The organism is Caulobacter sp. BE264, assembly GCF_031457805.1.
Lineage (GTDB): Bacteria > Pseudomonadota > Alphaproteobacteria > Caulobacterales > Caulobacteraceae > Caulobacter.
On sequence record NZ_JAVDXI010000006.1, the window covers coordinates 171,740 to 187,070 of the forward strand.

The window sequence follows — 15,331 nt, forward strand, 5'->3', positions numbered from 1 at the left end:
CGGCAGCAACCTGGACTAGCCGACGGGCTCAGTCCTCGGACGCACCATCCAGAAGCCCGCTGATCATCGCCTGCAGAACCTCCGTCGCCCGCTTGGGTGAAAGATCCTGGTCGCGACGCAGCCTGTTCCAGGCGTCGAAGCTGAGAAGCATGTCGATGCCTTCAAAGCGCACCCGGTCCTTGGCGATTTCCGGCGGCAATTGGCGACGCAGGATTTCGCGCGAAATCTCCACCATCTTGGTGTTATCGGCCACCAACGTCGGCGAACTGTGACGGAGGACCTCGGAGGCGCGCTTGAAGGGCGCGATCCGCTCGTAGGCCCATCCGCGCCGTTCAACGAGCTCCAGCACCCGGTCGCGCCAAGTCGTCCCCTTGAACGGGGTGTGGACCAGCGACATGAGCTCGGCTTCGATCACCGCCGACATCTCGAGATAGAGGCTCTCAAGGTCCTTGAAATGGCGGAACACGGTGCGCAGGCCAACGTCGGCGCGCGTCGCCACCAGCTCGGCGGAGGGCGAGATGTCCCCCTCACGGACCAGATCGAGCATGGCCTGCACGATCCGGGCCCGGCTGTCCTGCGACCGTCGGCGGCGACCATCCGCAGCGGGGACTTCGGGCTCGATATCAGCCCCCGCTCGAAGATAGCGCGGCGCGGAACTCACGAACGGCAACCTCTTTCTATTCCGGCTCCTGCTTAGCCCTGCGACCGGCGCGGGGCCAAGTCCAATCTAGAGGGCGAGCAAGCGGTTAGACCACTTGATCTCTTTTGAGCCGACGGGCAGCGAGGCGAAGTCCCCATCTCGGCCGACCTTGATGGGACCGTCAAAGATCTCGCGCGAGCGGCCTAGGAACGGACCATCCAGCGCACGCACCGGCAGCGGCGGGATAATGTGATAGAACATCAGCGCGCCCACGCCCGCCGTCTTGGCCTCTCGGGCCGCGACCTCGGGGGCGGTGTGATAGTCGAGAATGTCGTGGAAGATCTTGGCGTAGTTATCGCGTCCGATCTTGTCGGCGACCTCTTTTTGGACGGCGACGAGGTTTGGAGCCAAGCCTTCGTGCAGCAGCAGATCCGCGCCCTTTGCGGCCTTGACCAGCCGGTCTGAAGGACCGGTGTCGCCGCTGATCACGACGCTGCGGCCCTTGTATTCGAAGCGATAACCGACCGCGCCTTCGACCGGATGGTGCGCCACCGGGAAGGCCCAGACCTTCAGGTCAGGCTTTTCCAGCACCAGCACATCGGGCGCCGCCGGATCGGCCACGAAGGCGCGCGGCTCGCCGCCGAAGCCTGATGGCGGCGCGACGGCCTCGCCATGGTGGGCGATGCGGTAGCCCCGGTCCAGCGCATAGGCCTGTTGGAAGCCCTCAACCACCTGCTCCAGCCCCTGCGGGCCATAGACCGGCGTCGGCGTCTTGGACGCCCCGCTCGCCCATCGCTGCAGCATCAGCTCACCGAGATCGGCGATGTGATCGGAGTGGTAGTGAGTGATGAACAGCGCGGTGACGCGCGGCGGCGGCATGTTCATCAGCAGCAGATTGCGGGTCGAACCGGACCCGGAGTCGACGACGAACAGGTCCTTGCCGGCGACCACCGCCACGCAAGGCCCCGACCGCAGCGGATCGGCCATTGGCGAGCCGGCGCCGCAGAGGCCCACGTGCAGGCCGTCGGGCAGATCCTTCATCGTGTCGACGGCCAGAACCTGCTCATAGACCTTGCGCATGGCGGCCTGCGCCAGGCGCTCACGCATGAGCCAGGCCGTTCCCAGCCCCACCGCAATCACGCCCGCCGCGACTCCCAATCCGATCCAGACCTTGCGCATGCGCCTTCTCCATCTCGTCCTTGACCCATAGGCGTCATAATGGCACGCATAGTGTCAATACAAATCTCAAGGGTCGGAGAAATCCCATGGACGTGTTGCGGACGCCGGATGCTCGGTTCGAAGGCTTGACCGATTGGCCCTACGCGCCGCGCTACAACGAGGTGACCGACGCCGATGGCACGGCGCTGCGCATCCATCACGTGGATGAAGGTCCCGAGGATCAGCGCCCCATCCTGTTGATGCATGGCGAGCCGTCGTGGGCCTATCTCTACCGAAAGGTGATCGCTGAACTGGTCGCCAAGGGACATCGCGTCGTCGCCCCGGATCTCGTCGGCTTCGGCCGCTCCGACAAGCCGGCCAAGCGCACCGACTATACCTACGAGCGGCACGTGGCCTGGATGCGCGCCTGGCTGGAACAGAACGACCTCAAGGACATCGTCCTGTTCTGCCAGGACTGGGGCGGCCTGATCGGCCTGCGCCTAGTGGCCGCCTTCCCGGAGCGGTTCTCAGCGGTCGTGGTCTCCAACACCGGCCTGCCGATCGGCGTGGGCAAGAGCGAGGGTTTCGAGGCCTGGCTGAACTTCAGCCAGAACACGCCGGAACTGCCGGTGGGCTTCATCCTGAATGGCGGCACGGCCCGCGATCTGTCGGACGCCGAGCGCGCAGCCTATGACGCGCCGTTCCCGGACGAGCGCTACAAGGAAGGCGCGCGGATCTTCCCCGCCCTGGTCCCGATCACCTCCGAACACGCCTCGGTCGAGGAGAACAAGGCCGCCTGGGCTGTGCTGGAACAGTTTGAAAAGCCCTTCGTAACCGCCTTCAGCGACGCCGATCCGATCACGCGGGGCGGCGAGGCGATGTTCCTGGCCCGCGTGCCCGGAACCAAGAGCGTGGCGCATACGACGCTGAAGGGCGGCCACTTCGTGCAGGAAGACAGCCCGGTCGAGATCGCCGCCCTGCTGGACGGCCTGGTCGCCAGCCTGCCTCAATCCTAAACCGGAGCGTTTCGATGAAGGTCGTCAACACCGTCTTCCCCAGCCCCGAACAGTTCCAGGAGTTCTTCGGCGCCCCGGACGATGGTCCGTTCGTCATGGTCAACCTCCTGAAGTTCAAGGAAAAGGCTGAGTACGCCGACGGCTCTGAGCCCGAACTGTCAGGGCGTGAGGCCTACGCCCGCTACGGCGCGGTGGTGTCCGGCCTCGTCGAGGCGCTCGGGGGTCGTATCCGCTACAGCGGCGCTGTCACGGGCCTGCTGTTGGGCGAGGTCGAGGAGATGTGGGACGCCGTGGCCCTGGCCGAGTACCCGTCCCTCGCCGCCTTTCAGGCCATGGCCCTGTCGCCGGAGATGCACGCGATCGAGCACCACCGGAAGGCGGGTCTTGCGGGACAGTTGAACATCCGTACCCGCCCCGCGCCAGGGTTTGAACCGCTGGGCGTGCATGACATCCAGCGCCTCTGGAAGCCGGAAAAGGCCAATGCGGTGAACTGAGCGCTCAGCGCGCGGCGCGGAGCACGGTGCGGAAGCCCACGTGCGACGCGCCGCTGTCCGGCGGCCCCGGCGTTCGCGCGGCGGGCCGATAGCGGAAGCAGTAGTCGTCCGCGCACAGGAACGAGCCGCCCTTGACCACGTGCTTGGGCGTGTTCGGGTCTTCTGGATCGAGCGCGCGGGCCTCGGGCGGTCCGCCCGTCTCAAGGACGCTGACCGGATCGAGGCCCGGCTTGAACCAGTCGCGGGTCCACTCCCAGACATTGCCGGCCATGTCCCGCAGGCCATAGCCGTTGGGTGGGAAGCACCCCACCGGCGCGGGCTTGGCCTTGAAGCCGTCATTCCCCAGATCCTGGGCCGGAAAGACGCCCTGCCAGGTGTTGGCGCGCGGCTTGGCGGGATCCTGCGCGTCGTCGCCCCAGGTGTATCGCTTGCCGATAAGCCCACCACGCGCGGCGTACTCCCATTCCGCCTCGGTTGGCAGGTCGCGGCCCAGCCATTTGGCGTAGGCCATGGCGTCCTCCCACGCGATGTGGACGACGGGCCAGGCGTCTTTCCCGCGGATATTGGAGCCTGGACCTTCCGGATGGCGCCAGTCGGCGCCAGGGATCACCCGCCACCATTGGGAAGGATCGTCCGACCTCGCCCCCTTCGCCCCCACGAAGACGAGCGAGGCCGGACGCCGCTGCGCCGCCGGCACGTGGGCGTAGCGCGCGGGGTCGAGCGGCCGTTCGGCCACGGTGCGATAACCCGTGGCCTCCACGAACCGCGCGAAGGCCGCGTTGGTGACTTCGGTCTGATCGATCCAGAACGGCGCGACCTTCACCGTCTGGGGCGGCCCCTCCTCGGGGCGCAGCGGCGCCGCGCCCATCTGGAAGTCCCCGCCCGCCAGTCGGACCATACCCGCTGTGCGGTTCTGGGGATCAGGAACCACTAGGTCAGCCAGGCAAGCCTTGGGCGCAGGCCGGCCGCAGCCGGCTAACGCCAGGACCGCGAGGACGGGAAGCGCCGTCAGTTTTCCCAATAGATGTACTCGTCGCTGGGCTTGGCCTTCTGGCCGCCCGGATGGTCGATATAGAAGGCGCCGGACACCAGCGAAGGCCAAGTCGGCTTCATCATCTGCCCGTCCAGTTGAGCCATGATCGCCTGCATCTCGCGAAGCTTCTCCGGCCGGGCCTTGGAGAGTTCCTTGCGCTCTGTCGGATCGGTGGAAAGGTCAAAGAGCCAGGTCTTGTTCGGCTCCTTGGCCACCTGCAGCTTCCAGCCGCCGGCGAGCACCGTCTTGTAGCCGCCCGAACGCCAGAAGATCGCCTTGTGCGGATCGCCCGCGGCCTGCCCCTTCACGAAGGGTGCCAGATCGACCCCGTCGAGGACGCGGTCCTTAGGCGTGGGCGCACCTGCCGCGCCGGCGGCGGTGGCGAAGATGTCCACGTGGCCGACAGGGCTGCGATAGACCGCGCCGGCCGGCAGCTGGGCGGGCCAGCGCAGCAGGAACGGCACCTTGATCCCGCCCTCGAAGAAGGTCGCCTTCCAGCCGCGATAGGGCTTGTTGATGTCCGGCAGGCCAATGTAGTTCGCGCCGCCGTTGTCGGAGGTGAAGATAACCAGGGTGTTGTCGTCCAGCCCCCGGTCCTTCAGCGCATGCAGCACCTTGCCGACGTTGCGGTCGAGGTTCCGCACCATAGCCGCGTAGACCCGCATCCGGTGGTCCTTGATGTGCGCCAGCGCGTCATAGTCGGCCTTGGGGGCCTGCAACGGCGTGTGGACTGCGTTGTAGGCCAGATACATGAAGAACGGCCGGTTCTTGTTGGCGTCGATCGCCTTCACCGCCTCGTCCGTCAGGTAGTCGGTCATGTAGTGGGTAGGGTTGAACAGCGGTCCGCCATTGTACTGCACGGCGAACGGCGCTGCGCCCCACAGGAACTTGTCGATCGGATCCCAGTCCTGGCGCGACTCCACAGTATTGGGGTCGCCGACCGGCGCGAACAGCGAGGCGCCGGCCATGAAGCCGAGGCTTTCGTCAAAACCCTGATCCTCGGGCCGCGAGCCCTTCACGCCGCCCAGGTGCCATTTGCCCAGGTGGATGGTGTGATAGCCCTTGGTCTTGAGCGCCTCGGCGATGGTCACCTCGGTAGAAGGTACGGCCAGGACGTTCTCGTCGTTGGGCATGTTCTTCACCTCGGCCTTGTTGAAGCGCGAGGGGTGCAGCGGATCGCCTGCGTGGCCGCCGACCACGCGAGAGAACGCCACAGGCGTCGGGGTGAACTCGAAGCCAAAGCGCGTGGCGTAGCGGCCGGTCATGATCGCTGCGCGGGACGGCGCGCAGGTGGCGTTTCCGCTATAGCCGTTGGCGAAGGTCACGCCGTCCTTGGCGATCGAGTCGATCGCGGGCGTGGGCACCGTGCCCCCGGCGACGCCGCCGCCATTGAGCGTGATGTCGTTGTAGCCAAGGTCGTCAGCGAGAATGAACACGACATTGGGCGGTCGCTGACCGTTCGCCGGCGGTGCCTCGGGGCCCTTCGCCCAGGTCACCGGCATATTGGCTTCGATCTTCGGCTGCCGGGCTTTCGCCAGCATGACGATCAGATCAAAGCGGAAGTGCCAGGCCGTCGCGCCCGCGACCGCCAGCACGGCGACACCCGCGATCAGTGGCTTCCAGGCCTTCATGCGCGCCTCCCTCTCTTATCGTTGGCGAAGCATATATTGACATTCATCGTGCCGCTAGATGTCATCCAACCAACCCAACGGAGAGATCGCCGTGTCCCTGCGCACATCGATCATGCGAAGCGTGACCACCGCCCTGACTAGCCCGACACGGCGCAAGCTGGCCAGAGACGGGGCGGCGTTCTCAGCCCGCCTGCGCGGCGAGCGGCCGACCATCCGCTACTTCCACCAAGCGGACGATCCCTACTCTCATCTGGCGGCCCAGATGCTGCCTCGTCTGCGCGCCCGCTATGGGGCCGAGATCACCGTCTTTCTTGTCCCGCCGCCAGAAGACTCCGCCGCGCCGGATCGGGAGAGGCTTCGCGCCTACGGCGTCCGCGACGCCGCCCGCGTGGCGCGGGCCCGCGGACTTGGCTTTCCCGCGGACGCATCCCTGCCACCGAACGAGGCCGTTAGACGCCTGGAGGCGGTGCTTGCAGACGCTCTGGATCGGGGGCGCTTCGAAGATGTCGCCTATCCTGCAGGCGCGGCGCTTTGGTCAGGCGACCATAAGACCCTGGCGGGCATGTCGGCCTGGGCCGGCGGCCAGAACCCTCAACGCGCCGAAGACTTGCTCAAGGCCGGCCAGACTCTGCGCGCCCAACTTGGCCACTATCTGGGCGGCATGTTCCACTTTGAGGGCGAGTGGTTCTGGGGCGTCGATCGCCTGGGCCATCTGGAGGCGCGCCTCGCCGCGCGCGGCCTGGATCGCGAAGCGGGTTCCGCGCTGCTCGCCCCGGCCTTGGAGCCGTCCCTAGGCCTCCGGCCAAACGGCGCGGCCCCGACCATCGAGGCCTGGTTCTCGTTCCGCAGCCCCTACTCGTGGCTGTTCATGCCGCGTATCCGCCATCTGGCGCAGGCCTACGGGGCGACGCTGGAACTGCGGCCGATCCTGCCGATGGTCATGCGGGGCCTGGCGGTTCCAAGGATCAAGACCATCTACATCACATTGGACTGCAAGCGGGAGGCCGAGCGCGTGGGCCTGCCGTTTGGCCGCATCGTCGACCCCGTGGGCGCAGGAGCCGAGCGCGCCCTGGCTGTTGCGCATCACGCCATCGGGCTGGGCTTGGGCGAGACCTTCGCCGAACTGGCCCTGAAGGCCGCGTTCGCCGACGGGATCGCGCTCGCCGAAGACAATGGCCTGTTTTCGGTAGCGCGGCGCGCGGGACTCACCGACGCCCAAACCGCCGCCGCCTTGGCCGACGAGAGCTGGCGCCAGTGCGCGGAGCTCAATCGCGCGGCCCTGCTGGATGCGGGTCTATGGGGCGCCCCCACCTTCCGTGTCACAGGCTGCGCGGCGCATTGGGGCCAAGACAGACTATGGATGCTTGAGGAAGACCTACGCGTGGCGATGCAAGGGCCGAGCGGTTCTCAGAAGATCCTTTAGGACACGCGGGCCCATGCGGCGGCGACGGCCTCGGTGTCGGTCAGGATCGCGGTGTTGAGCTCCAACATTCGCAAGGCCGCCGCATGCAGCGCCGGCTCGTAGGCGGCGCAAGCGTCAACGGGAATGAACACGTGGAAGTCGTGGTTGAAAGCATCGCGTGCCGTACTGTCGACACAGCACTCGGTGGTTAGGCCGGCCAACACCAAGGTGTCGACACCCTTAGCCCGCAGCAGGCCGGCAATGTCGGTGTCCCAGAACGGACTGTAACGCGTCTTACGGAAAATGAGGTCATCGGCTTGCGGCTGGGGGCCGAAAAAGTCGCTGCCCCGAGCCCCCGCGCGGCATAGGGCCGGACTTTCCTCGGGATCGTGACCTTGCCGCCGCCCCCGTTCGCACCAGACCTCAGAATCGGTCTCTGGCGTGGTGAAAAGGCCCACAAAGGCCACAGGCGCCCCCGCTCGCCGTGCGGCGGCGGCGAGACGATCGGCGGCCGCCAGGGCGTCCGGTATGGCTGACAAGTCCATGCCCCATTGGGCGGACAGCCCTTCCGGCGCCGCGAAATCGACCTGCATGTCGACAATCACCAGCGCCGTTCGCGCCGGCGCGATCCAGGCCGGCAAGCTCACGAAAACACCGTGCGCAAGCCCGGCAGAATATCGGCCCCGAACATGCTGAGCCCTTCGACATAGTCCGGAAAGATCAGCATCAACCCGTCCAGCTCGCAGTCCCTGACGAAGGCTTCGATCTGCTCGCCGCAGGACGCCGGTGAGCCGATCACGGTTTGGGTCATGAACGCCCCTTGCTGCTGGGCCGTTGCTTGCAGCCGTTCGGTCGGAACGCCCCAGCTGGCCAGCATAGAGAGTATGGCGCCGATATCCGCCCCCTCCGCATAGCGCGCGACCAAGGCCTGAGCTTCACCGTCCGTCTTTCCGTGGATGATCGTGCACATCGCATAGGTCCGGACCGACCGCCCCAGGGCCTCCGCCATTCGCTTGGCGCGGCGTGACGCGTCGCGATGCTCTTCGCGCGTGCGCCCGCCGATGAAGCAGGCGTCAGCTTCGCGCACCGAGAACTGGAAGCCGCGATCCGACATGCCGGCGCAGATCAGCTCCGGCCGGGGCTTGGCCAAGGGCTTGGGCCTGGACTGGCAGTCCTTCATCGTGAAGTAGCGCCCAGCGAAGTCGACGCTATCTTCGGTCCAAAGCCGCTTTAGAATGGCGGTCCACTCCTCGGCCAAGGCGTAGCGATCGTCGTGAGACAGCGAGTCGTCCCACGCGCTCATCTGATCGAACTCGGCCTTGTAGGCTCCGGCCACGATATTGAGCCCGGCTCGTCCGCCGCTGATATGGTCCAGGGTCGCGATCATCTTGGCCGCCACCGCAGGGTTCTGGAGCAGCGGGTGCACGGTCGCCCAGATGCGCACCCGCTTGGTGGCCTCGGCGATCGCCGCCATCAGGGTGATCGACTCGAGCGAGGTGCCCCAATGATCCGTTTCGCCGCCAAAACCGCGAAACTTGCCCATCGACATGACGAAATCCATGCCGATGTCATCCGCCAGCACCGCTGCGGCGCGGTTCTGGGCGTAGAGACCGTCGAGCGTCGGGGTCGTTGAAGACACGATCCAGCCGCCGTTGGCCACGGGCAGGAAGACGCCAAAATCCTTGTGCGGCGAAGGTCTGGGAAACATGACGCGGATCCTTACACGGCCCGAAAGTCAGGATCACGCGCTTCGCAGCGCCACACAACTCCGCAGGAAATCTTCGTCGGCGCTGGCGCTCGAGAGGCGACGTGCGGAGCCGAGCAAAACAAAGGTCTTGGGCGAACGGCGGCGGGGGATTATCCATGGCGTCAAATGCTCACCCAATCCGATGGCGCCGGCGCCGTCACTCCTTCCCAAACCGCTGCGGAACGCGCCCGCAATCGCCGCCGGAAGCCCGTCCGGCGGCTGCGTCTGGGCTTGGCCATCTTTGCGATCGGCATCGCTGTCGCCGTGATCGTTCAGGCTTCTTGGCGCAGCTTGGCCTCGAGTAAGCTGCAAACCCAGGCCTCTGCGGCGCCCCTGGTGTTGGACAAGCCTCGGTTCACCGGTGTTCTGAAGGATGGACGCCCCTTTCTGATCACCGCCGACCGCGCTGTGCGCGATTCTGAAGATCAGAACATCGTCCGCCTGACGACGCCTCTGCTGGTTCGCGGCTATGGTGAGGCCAACCCCAGTCAAGCCACAGCCAAGACGGGCGTTTATCGCGAAGCCGAGAACACTCTTCTGCTGACCGACGAGGTGAAGATCACCAGCGCGGAAGGCTATGATTTTGATGCGCCTCGGGCGCTGATCGACCTGCGCACCGGATCAGTGAGCGGCGATGCCGGCATTGCAGGATCCGGCCCGAAGGGCAGCACTCAGGCCAACGCCTATTCGGTGACCGACAAGGGCGACCGCGTGGTGCTGAAGGGGCGCGTCAAGACGCGGCTGGAGCCGCAGCGCTGACGTGGCCAGAGCCAAACGCGTCTGTTTCCTCTACATCGCACAGCACCATCAGGTTTGGCACAGCCTGTCGGTGGCCGTCGCCATGGCCAAGCTATGGCCTCACATCGAAGTCGAGATCGCGGCGACCACGCCCGAGCTGCTCGACTATGTCTCCAGCCTGCTGTCGGAACTGGGCGGCGCCGACATCAAACTGGTGTTGCTCCCGCCCGCCTGGCTACGACGCCTGGGCGGCGGCGGCCCGCCCAAGGCGCCCATGCTGATCGCCAACGCTTGGCGTCTGGCGAAGTACGATGCGGTGATCACCCCGGAGCGGACGACGGCCCTTCTGCGCCGCCTAGGGGTGCGCCACCCTCTGCTTGTCTACACTCAACACGGCGCCGGCGATCGAGAGGGCCCCTTCGAGCCCCGCCTGAAGCTGTTCGACCTAGTAATGGCCGCCGGTCCCAAGCAGCGAGACCGCATGCTGCGTGAAGGCTGGGTGACCCCGGCGTCCTGCGCCATGGTCGGTTATCCCAAGTTCGACCTCGTCGACGCACTGCCTCCACGGGTCGCGCCCCGCTTCGACGAACAACGCCCGATCGTTCTCTACAACCCTCACTTCCACCCGGAACTCAGCTCGTGGTCGCGTTGGGGGCGCGAGGTTTTAGACGCGTTCGCGCAGGATGATCGCTACAACCTGATTTTCGCGCCGCATATCCGGCTGTTCGAAACAGCCTCCAGCGACGAACGCGCTGGATTCAAGGCCTATGCCGAGCATCCCCACATCCATATCGACCTTGGCGGCCCCGCTGCTGCGGACATGACCTACACCAAGCTGGCCGACCTCTATCTGGGCGACGTCTCGAGCCAAGTGTATGAGTTTCTCCGCACGCCCAAGCCCTGCCTCTTCCTGAACGCCAGTGGCGCTGACTGGCGTGGAGATCCAAGCTACCATCACTGGCTGTACGGTCCGGTTCTGGACGCGGCGGACCATCTTGGCGAGGCGATCGACATGGCCTTCGCGACCCACGACGATTATCGGCAGGCGCAGATCCAGGGCATCGCTGAAACCTTCGACGTCCAGAACACCCCCGCCTCCGAAAGGGCGGCGCGGGCGATCATTGAAAAGCTGGAGCGGGCCACGTGACCGCTGCAGCCCAGAGCCCCCTGAAGAAGGTCCTCGCCAACGCCGGCCAGCTGCTGAGCGGCCGGGTGGTGAACGCGATCATCGGCTTGGCCTATATCGCCCTGACCGCTCGCAGCCTGGGCCAGGAGCTCATGGGCGTCCTGGTCGTCATCAACGCCTTCGCCCAGTTCCTGGGTGAAGTCGCGCACTTCCAGTCATGGCAGACGCTGATCACCTACGGCGCAGGCCCGTTGCTCGAGAACAACAAGCAGCGCTTTCAACAGGTGCTCCGCTTCACTCTGCTTCTAGACTTGATCAGCGCCGTGCTCGGAGTTCTGCTTGGCGTGCTGGGCGCCTGGCTTTTCTGGCGCCAACTCGGCTGGCCGGAGGGCATGAGCGGGTATGGCGCGCTTTATGGATTGTCGATCGGGGTCATGAGTTCGGCGACGGGCGTAGGCCTGCTGCGCTTGTTCGACCGCTTCCGCTTCCTGGCCGCCGAGCAGGCCATCAGCTCGCTTGTTCGACTCGTGGGCTGCGCGATATGCGCCGTGACACAGGCGCCGATCCAGTACTTCCTGCTGGCCTGGGCCGCCGGGACGTTCGCCGCCTTCTTCTACGTCGCCGCTATCGCGATCTGGGACCTGCGCCGCAGGGGTTTGCTGAGCGGTTTCACCATGATCGGTCCGACCAGCAAGGATATGCCTGGGGTCTGGCGCTTTGCGATGGCGACCAATTTTTCGGGGACGCTGGACGTCGGCTTCACCCACGTCCTGACCATGGCGGTCGGCGCGCTGCTGGGGCCCGCGCAGGCCGCACTCTGGCGGATCGGCAAGCAGGTCGCCGACGGCATGGCCAAGCCCGCCCGGCTGATGGTCCCCGCTCTCTATCCCGAGCTCGCCAAGATGCGGGCGTCCGGCGGTCAGGAGGCCATGACCAAACTGGCCGTGCAGATCGCTCTCATCGGCGGCGCAGCGGCGGGCGTTCTGCTGCTGGTCAGCCTGCTGTCGGGCCGCTGGATCCTTGAGACCGTGATGGGGCCGGGTTTCGGCGCTGCGGCGGGGGTGATGAACTGGCAGGTGGCGGCGGCCGCGATTGGCGTGATGACCCTTCCGCTGGAGCCCATGCTTGTCTCGATGCGGGCAGCGGGCGCAGCGATGATGGTTCGCCTGATCGTTGTCCTCGCCTATCTCGCGGCCCTGGTTCCGCTGATCAACACCTTTGGCCTGACCGGCGCAGGCGCCGCTCTGGTTGCGTCCGCTTTGGCAATGGCCACAGGCATGTATTTCATGGCGCGCCGCAGGCTCGCCCGACTCGCGGCCGAGGAAAACGCCGCGCCGCGCACGACATAAGACGATGAAGGCCCAAGTTATGATCACGCCCACGGCGTCTGACCGCATTGTCCGGTTCGCCGACTTCCCGACCCTGACCCAGGCTCTCGATTTCGCCGCCGGCGGCGAGACGGGGATCAATCTCTATTCGCTGCGCGGCGAACTGGTCGAGGCCCTGCCCTACGCCAAGTTGCGCGACGAGGCGGTCGTGTTGGCGAGACGCCTTCTGGCGACCGGCGCCAAGGTCGGCGACAGCGTGGCTCTTTTGGCCGAGACAGACGGCGACTTCGTCCGCGCCTTTTTCGCCTGCCAGTATGCCGGACTGCTGCCTGCGCCGATGGCGCTGCCGACCCCTCTGGGCGGACGCGAAGCCTATATCGAGCAGATCTCGAACCTCGCCCGCTCGGCCAAGGCCAACATCCTGATCGGCCCGAACGGGCTCAAGGACTGGGTCGCCGAGATCGGCGCCCGCGCAGGCCTCTCCTTCGCCGGCGTGCTGGCGGACCTGCCCGAGGACAGCGGCGCGGCCTTGCCGACCATCACGCCCGAAGATCCCTGCTATCTGCAGTTTTCGTCGGGCAGCACCCGCACGCCGACCGGGGTTCTGGTGCGCCACAAGGCCCTAATGGCCAACTGCGTGGCGATCACGCGCGACGGCCTGCAAGTCCAGGCGTCAGACCGCGCCATCTCCTGGCTGCCGCTCTATCACGACATGGGCCTGATCGGCTTCCTGCTCAGCCCGCTCAGCTGCCAGATGTCGGTCGACCTGCTGCCCACCGGCGCTTTCGTCCGCCGCCCGCTCCTGTGGATCGACCTCATCGGCCGCAACAAGGCGACGATCGCCTACAGCCCGACCTTCGGTTACGAACTCTGCGCCCGACGCGTCCAGGGCCAGCCGCTCGACAACTACAGCCTGTCGCACTGGCGCAGCGCGGGCCTAGGCGGCGACATGATCCGCATGCCGCCCTTGAAAGCCTTCGTCGAAGCCTTCGCCCCCGCCGGCTTCTCGGACAAGGCGTTCGTCGCCAGCTACGGCATGGCTGAGGCGACCCTGGCCCTCTCGATGGCCCCGCTGGGCGAGGGGCTGCGCGCCGAGACGCTGGACGTCGAGCGTCTGGAACGCGACGCCCTAGCGGTTGAAGCCCCGGAGGGCTCCGAGCGCGCTCGCGACTTTGCGCGCTGCGGCCCCGCCCTCCCCGACCACTTCCTCGAAGTGCGCGGCGACGACGGCCAGGTGTTGCCGGAGCGCGGCGTGGGTCGCATCTTCGCCAAAGGCCCGTCGGTGATGAGCGCCTATTTCGCCAATCCTGAAGAGACCGCCCGCGTGCTCTCTGCGGACGGGTGGCTGGATACCGGCGATATCGGCTTCAAGATCGAGGGCGAGATCGTCATCACCGGCCGAGCCAAGGATCTGATCATCCTCAATGGCCGCAACATCTGGCCGCAAGACCTTGAATGGACAGCAGATAACGAGATCGACGGGCTACGCAGCGGCGACGTCTGCGCCTTCGCGATCCCGGCTGAGCCGGAAGACGAGGTCGTGGTTCTGGTGCAGGCTCGCGGCGGCGACGCCGAGAGCCGCGCCGCTCTGCGCGAGTCGGTGACAGCCCTGCTGCGCACCCGACACGGGATCGAGACCAAGGTGAAGCTGGTCGGGGCGCACGCCCTTCCACAGACATCATCTGGCAAGCTCAGCCGCTCGAAGGCCAAGGCGGCTTATCTGGCCGGGGCCTATGGCGACTGAGACGCGCGGGGTCGTCGCAGTCACCGGCGCGACCGGGTTCCTGGGTCGGCATCTGGTGCGTGCGCTCGCCCAGGACGGCTGGCGGCCTCGTGTTCTGGTGCGCCGAGACCCGGTGCATGCATTCTGGCGTGACATCGAGGTCGAGGTCATCACGGGTGACCTGGAAACGCCCGGCGCGCTGCGCCGGCTGGCGACGGACGCCGAGGTCTTCATTCATGTCGCAGGCCTCATCAAGGCGACGACATTGGACGGCTTCAACCGGGTGAACCAGGACGGGGCTCGCGCCGCCGCTGAGGCGGCCAAGGCCGCGGGCGCCCGGTTCATGCTGGTTTCGAGCCTGGCGGCACGCGAGCCGTCGCTCTCGAACTACGCCGCCAGCAAGCGTGCCGGCGAAGAGGCGGTGCGCGCGGCGGACCCTAGCGCTTTGATCTTTCGACCGCCCGCGATCTACGGCCCCGGCGACACCGAGACGCTGGGATTGTTTCAGCTGGCTGCGCGCAGTCCGGTCCTGCCGGTGCTCTCGCCAAGCTCTCGGATCGCCATGATCCACGTGCACGACGCCGCCGCAAAGCTAGTCGCGTTCTGCCGCACACCCGTTTTGGGTCTCGTGGAGGTCTCCGATGTGCGGCGCGACGGATACACTTGGACGGAAATCATGCGCGGCGCGGGGCTTGTCATGGGCGCAAAACCGCGCCTGGTAAGGCTTCCCGACCTAGGCATTCTGACCGCCGGAGCCCTTGTGGACGCTTGGTCTCGTCTGACAAAGACACCTTCCGTCTTTGGATCAGGGAAGGCTAGGGAGTTGCTTCACGCCGATTGGACCCCATCTAGCGCTCCGATGGCGGAGGGAGTACCCAGCGTCTTCGGTCTTGTTGACGGGTTCGCTCACACCGTCGATTGGTACCGATCGGCGGGGTGGCTACCCAAAAATTTGGTCGCCTAGTTCAAATATGGCGGAAATCTGACAGACTCGCCGTTACAGTAGTGACACGGGTGGGGCTCCCGGAGGTTTGATTTAGAATGGAAACGGTGACGGATCTCAGCTTGCGCGAGATCGGGGTAGCGGCGACCAAGGTTCTGGGGCGAGCTGTCGAGGTTCGTGCGGAATCGCATATCGGCCGGGACCTCGCCGTGGATTCGCTGGCCCTCATGAACATCATCATGGAGCTCGAAGACACCTTCGATATCTCCATTCCGCTCGATCGCCTGGCGTCCGTCGAGACCGCCGGCGACCTTTCCAAACTGATCAACGATCTCCGGACTAGGGCTTAACT

Annotated in this window: 15 protein-coding genes; 9 read left to right on the forward strand and 6 right to left on the reverse strand. The window is 66.1% G+C overall.

Features of this window, described 5'->3' with window-relative positions:
* Positions 1 to 28: 28 nt before the first annotated feature.
* Positions 29 to 661, reverse strand: a complete 633-nt coding sequence (locus J2X45_RS15620; RefSeq protein ID WP_310216448.1) for a TetR/AcrR family transcriptional regulator — start codon at positions 659 to 661, stop codon at positions 29 to 31.
* A gap of 66 nt (positions 662 to 727) precedes the next feature.
* Entirely contained in the window at positions 728 to 1,819 is a 1,092-nt protein-coding gene (locus J2X45_RS15625; RefSeq protein WP_310216449.1) for an MBL fold metallo-hydrolase, read from the reverse strand.
* 86 nt (positions 1,820 to 1,905) lie between these two features.
* Between J2X45_RS15625 and J2X45_RS15630 the strand changes: the two genes are divergently transcribed.
* Both J2X45_RS15630 and J2X45_RS15635 read left to right on the forward strand, forming a co-directional pair.
* Complete coding sequence (locus J2X45_RS15630) at positions 1,906 to 2,814, forward strand: haloalkane dehalogenase (protein ID WP_310216450.1); 909 nt, start codon at positions 1,906 to 1,908, stop codon at positions 2,812 to 2,814.
* A 14-nt stretch (positions 2,815 to 2,828) separates the two neighbouring features.
* Positions 2,829 to 3,308 (forward strand): DUF1330 domain-containing protein, encoded by a 480-nt coding sequence (locus J2X45_RS15635; protein WP_310216453.1) that lies wholly within the window; start codon positions 2,829 to 2,831, stop codon positions 3,306 to 3,308.
* Positions 3,309 to 3,312: 4 nt separating this feature from the next.
* Here the strand turns inward: J2X45_RS15635 and J2X45_RS15640 are convergent, their stop codons facing one another.
* Together J2X45_RS15640 and J2X45_RS15645 are read right to left on the reverse strand one after the other, a co-directional pair.
* Positions 3,313 to 4,329, reverse strand: coding sequence for a formylglycine-generating enzyme family protein (locus J2X45_RS15640; protein WP_310216455.1), 1,017 nt, complete (start codon positions 4,327 to 4,329; stop codon positions 3,313 to 3,315).
* A complete protein-coding gene (locus J2X45_RS15645; RefSeq protein ID WP_310216458.1) occupies positions 4,317 to 5,972 on the reverse strand; it encodes a sulfatase-like hydrolase/transferase in 1,656 nt (551 codons plus the stop codon). Before J2X45_RS15645 ends, J2X45_RS15640 begins: the two co-directional genes overlap by 13 nt.
* A gap of 112 nt (positions 5,973 to 6,084) precedes the next feature.
* On the opposite strand from J2X45_RS15645, the gene J2X45_RS15650 reads away from it, so the two are divergent.
* A complete protein-coding gene (locus J2X45_RS15650) occupies positions 6,085 to 7,395 on the forward strand; it encodes a DsbA family protein (RefSeq protein WP_310216746.1) in 1,311 nt (436 codons plus the stop codon).
* Here J2X45_RS15650 and J2X45_RS15655 read toward each other — a convergent pair.
* Positions 7,392 to 8,021, reverse strand: coding sequence for a cysteine hydrolase (locus J2X45_RS15655; RefSeq protein ID WP_310216460.1), 630 nt, complete (start codon positions 8,019 to 8,021; stop codon positions 7,392 to 7,394). The two genes, J2X45_RS15650 and J2X45_RS15655, sit on opposite strands and share 4 nt — an antisense overlap.
* The gene (locus tag J2X45_RS15660) at positions 8,018 to 9,082 is read right to left on the reverse strand and encodes an LLM class flavin-dependent oxidoreductase (RefSeq protein WP_310216461.1); all 1,065 of its coding nucleotides are present in this window, start codon (positions 9,080 to 9,082) and stop codon (positions 8,018 to 8,020) included. The genes J2X45_RS15655 and J2X45_RS15660 overlap by 4 nt, the downstream gene beginning before the upstream one ends.
* Positions 9,083 to 9,247: 165 nt before the next feature.
* Here J2X45_RS15660 and lptC point away from each other — a divergent pair, with 165 nt between their 5' ends.
* The 6 genes from lptC (at position 9,248) to J2X45_RS15690 (ending at position 15,329) form a co-directional block, all read left to right on the forward strand.
* Positions 9,248 to 9,880 carry an LPS export ABC transporter periplasmic protein LptC gene (lptC, locus tag J2X45_RS15665; protein ID WP_310216462.1) on the forward strand — a complete coding sequence of 211 codons (633 nt, stop codon included), beginning with the start codon at positions 9,248 to 9,250 and terminating at the stop codon, positions 9,878 to 9,880.
* A 1-nt stretch (position 9,881) separates the two neighbouring features.
* A complete protein-coding gene (locus J2X45_RS15670) occupies positions 9,882 to 11,006 on the forward strand; it encodes a glycerophosphotransferase (RefSeq protein ID WP_310216465.1) in 1,125 nt (374 codons plus the stop codon).
* Positions 11,003 to 12,334, forward strand: a complete 1,332-nt coding sequence (locus tag J2X45_RS15675) for a lipopolysaccharide biosynthesis protein (protein ID WP_310216467.1) — start codon at positions 11,003 to 11,005, stop codon at positions 12,332 to 12,334. The genes J2X45_RS15670 and J2X45_RS15675 overlap by 4 nt, the downstream gene beginning before the upstream one ends.
* A 4-nt stretch (positions 12,335 to 12,338) precedes the next feature.
* A complete protein-coding gene (locus J2X45_RS15680; RefSeq protein WP_310216470.1) occupies positions 12,339 to 14,057 on the forward strand; it encodes a fatty acyl-AMP ligase in 1,719 nt (572 codons plus the stop codon).
* A complete protein-coding gene (gene cerR, locus J2X45_RS15685; protein WP_310216474.1) occupies positions 14,047 to 15,000 on the forward strand; it encodes a ceramide reductase in 954 nt (317 codons plus the stop codon). The genes J2X45_RS15680 and cerR overlap by 11 nt, the downstream gene beginning before the upstream one ends.
* A 77-nt stretch (positions 15,001 to 15,077) precedes the next feature.
* Positions 15,078 to 15,329 (forward strand): acyl carrier protein, encoded by a 252-nt coding sequence (locus J2X45_RS15690; RefSeq protein WP_096051738.1) that lies wholly within the window; start codon positions 15,078 to 15,080, stop codon positions 15,327 to 15,329.
* The last annotated feature ends 2 nt before the right edge of the window (positions 15,330 to 15,331 follow it).

Coding starts and splice junctions, on each gene's coding strand:
- J2X45_RS15625 (WP_310216449.1), bottom strand. CDS start 1,819: ATGCGCAAGGTCTGGATCGGATTGGGAGTCGCGGCGGGCGTGATTGCG.
- J2X45_RS15630 (WP_310216450.1), top strand. CDS start 1,906: ATGGACGTGTTGCGGACGCCGGATGCTCGGTTCGAAGGCTTGACCGAT.
- J2X45_RS15635 (WP_310216453.1), top strand. CDS start 2,829: ATGAAGGTCGTCAACACCGTCTTCCCCAGCCCCGAACAGTTCCAGGAG.
- J2X45_RS15645 (WP_310216458.1), bottom strand. CDS start 5,972: ATGAAGGCCTGGAAGCCACTGATCGCGGGTGTCGCCGTGCTGGCGGTC.
- J2X45_RS15650 (WP_310216746.1), top strand. CDS start 6,085: ATGCGAAGCGTGACCACCGCCCTGACTAGCCCGACACGGCGCAAGCTG.
- J2X45_RS15660 (WP_310216461.1), bottom strand. CDS start 9,082: ATGTTTCCCAGACCTTCGCCGCACAAGGATTTTGGCGTCTTCCTGCCC.
- lptC (WP_310216462.1), top strand. CDS start 9,248: ATGCTCACCCAATCCGATGGCGCCGGCGCCGTCACTCCTTCCCAAACC.
- J2X45_RS15680 (WP_310216470.1), top strand. CDS start 12,339: ATGAAGGCCCAAGTTATGATCACGCCCACGGCGTCTGACCGCATTGTC.
- cerR (WP_310216474.1), top strand. CDS start 14,047: ATGGCGACTGAGACGCGCGGGGTCGTCGCAGTCACCGGCGCGACCGGG.
- J2X45_RS15690 (WP_096051738.1), top strand. CDS start 15,078: ATGGAAACGGTGACGGATCTCAGCTTGCGCGAGATCGGGGTAGCGGCG.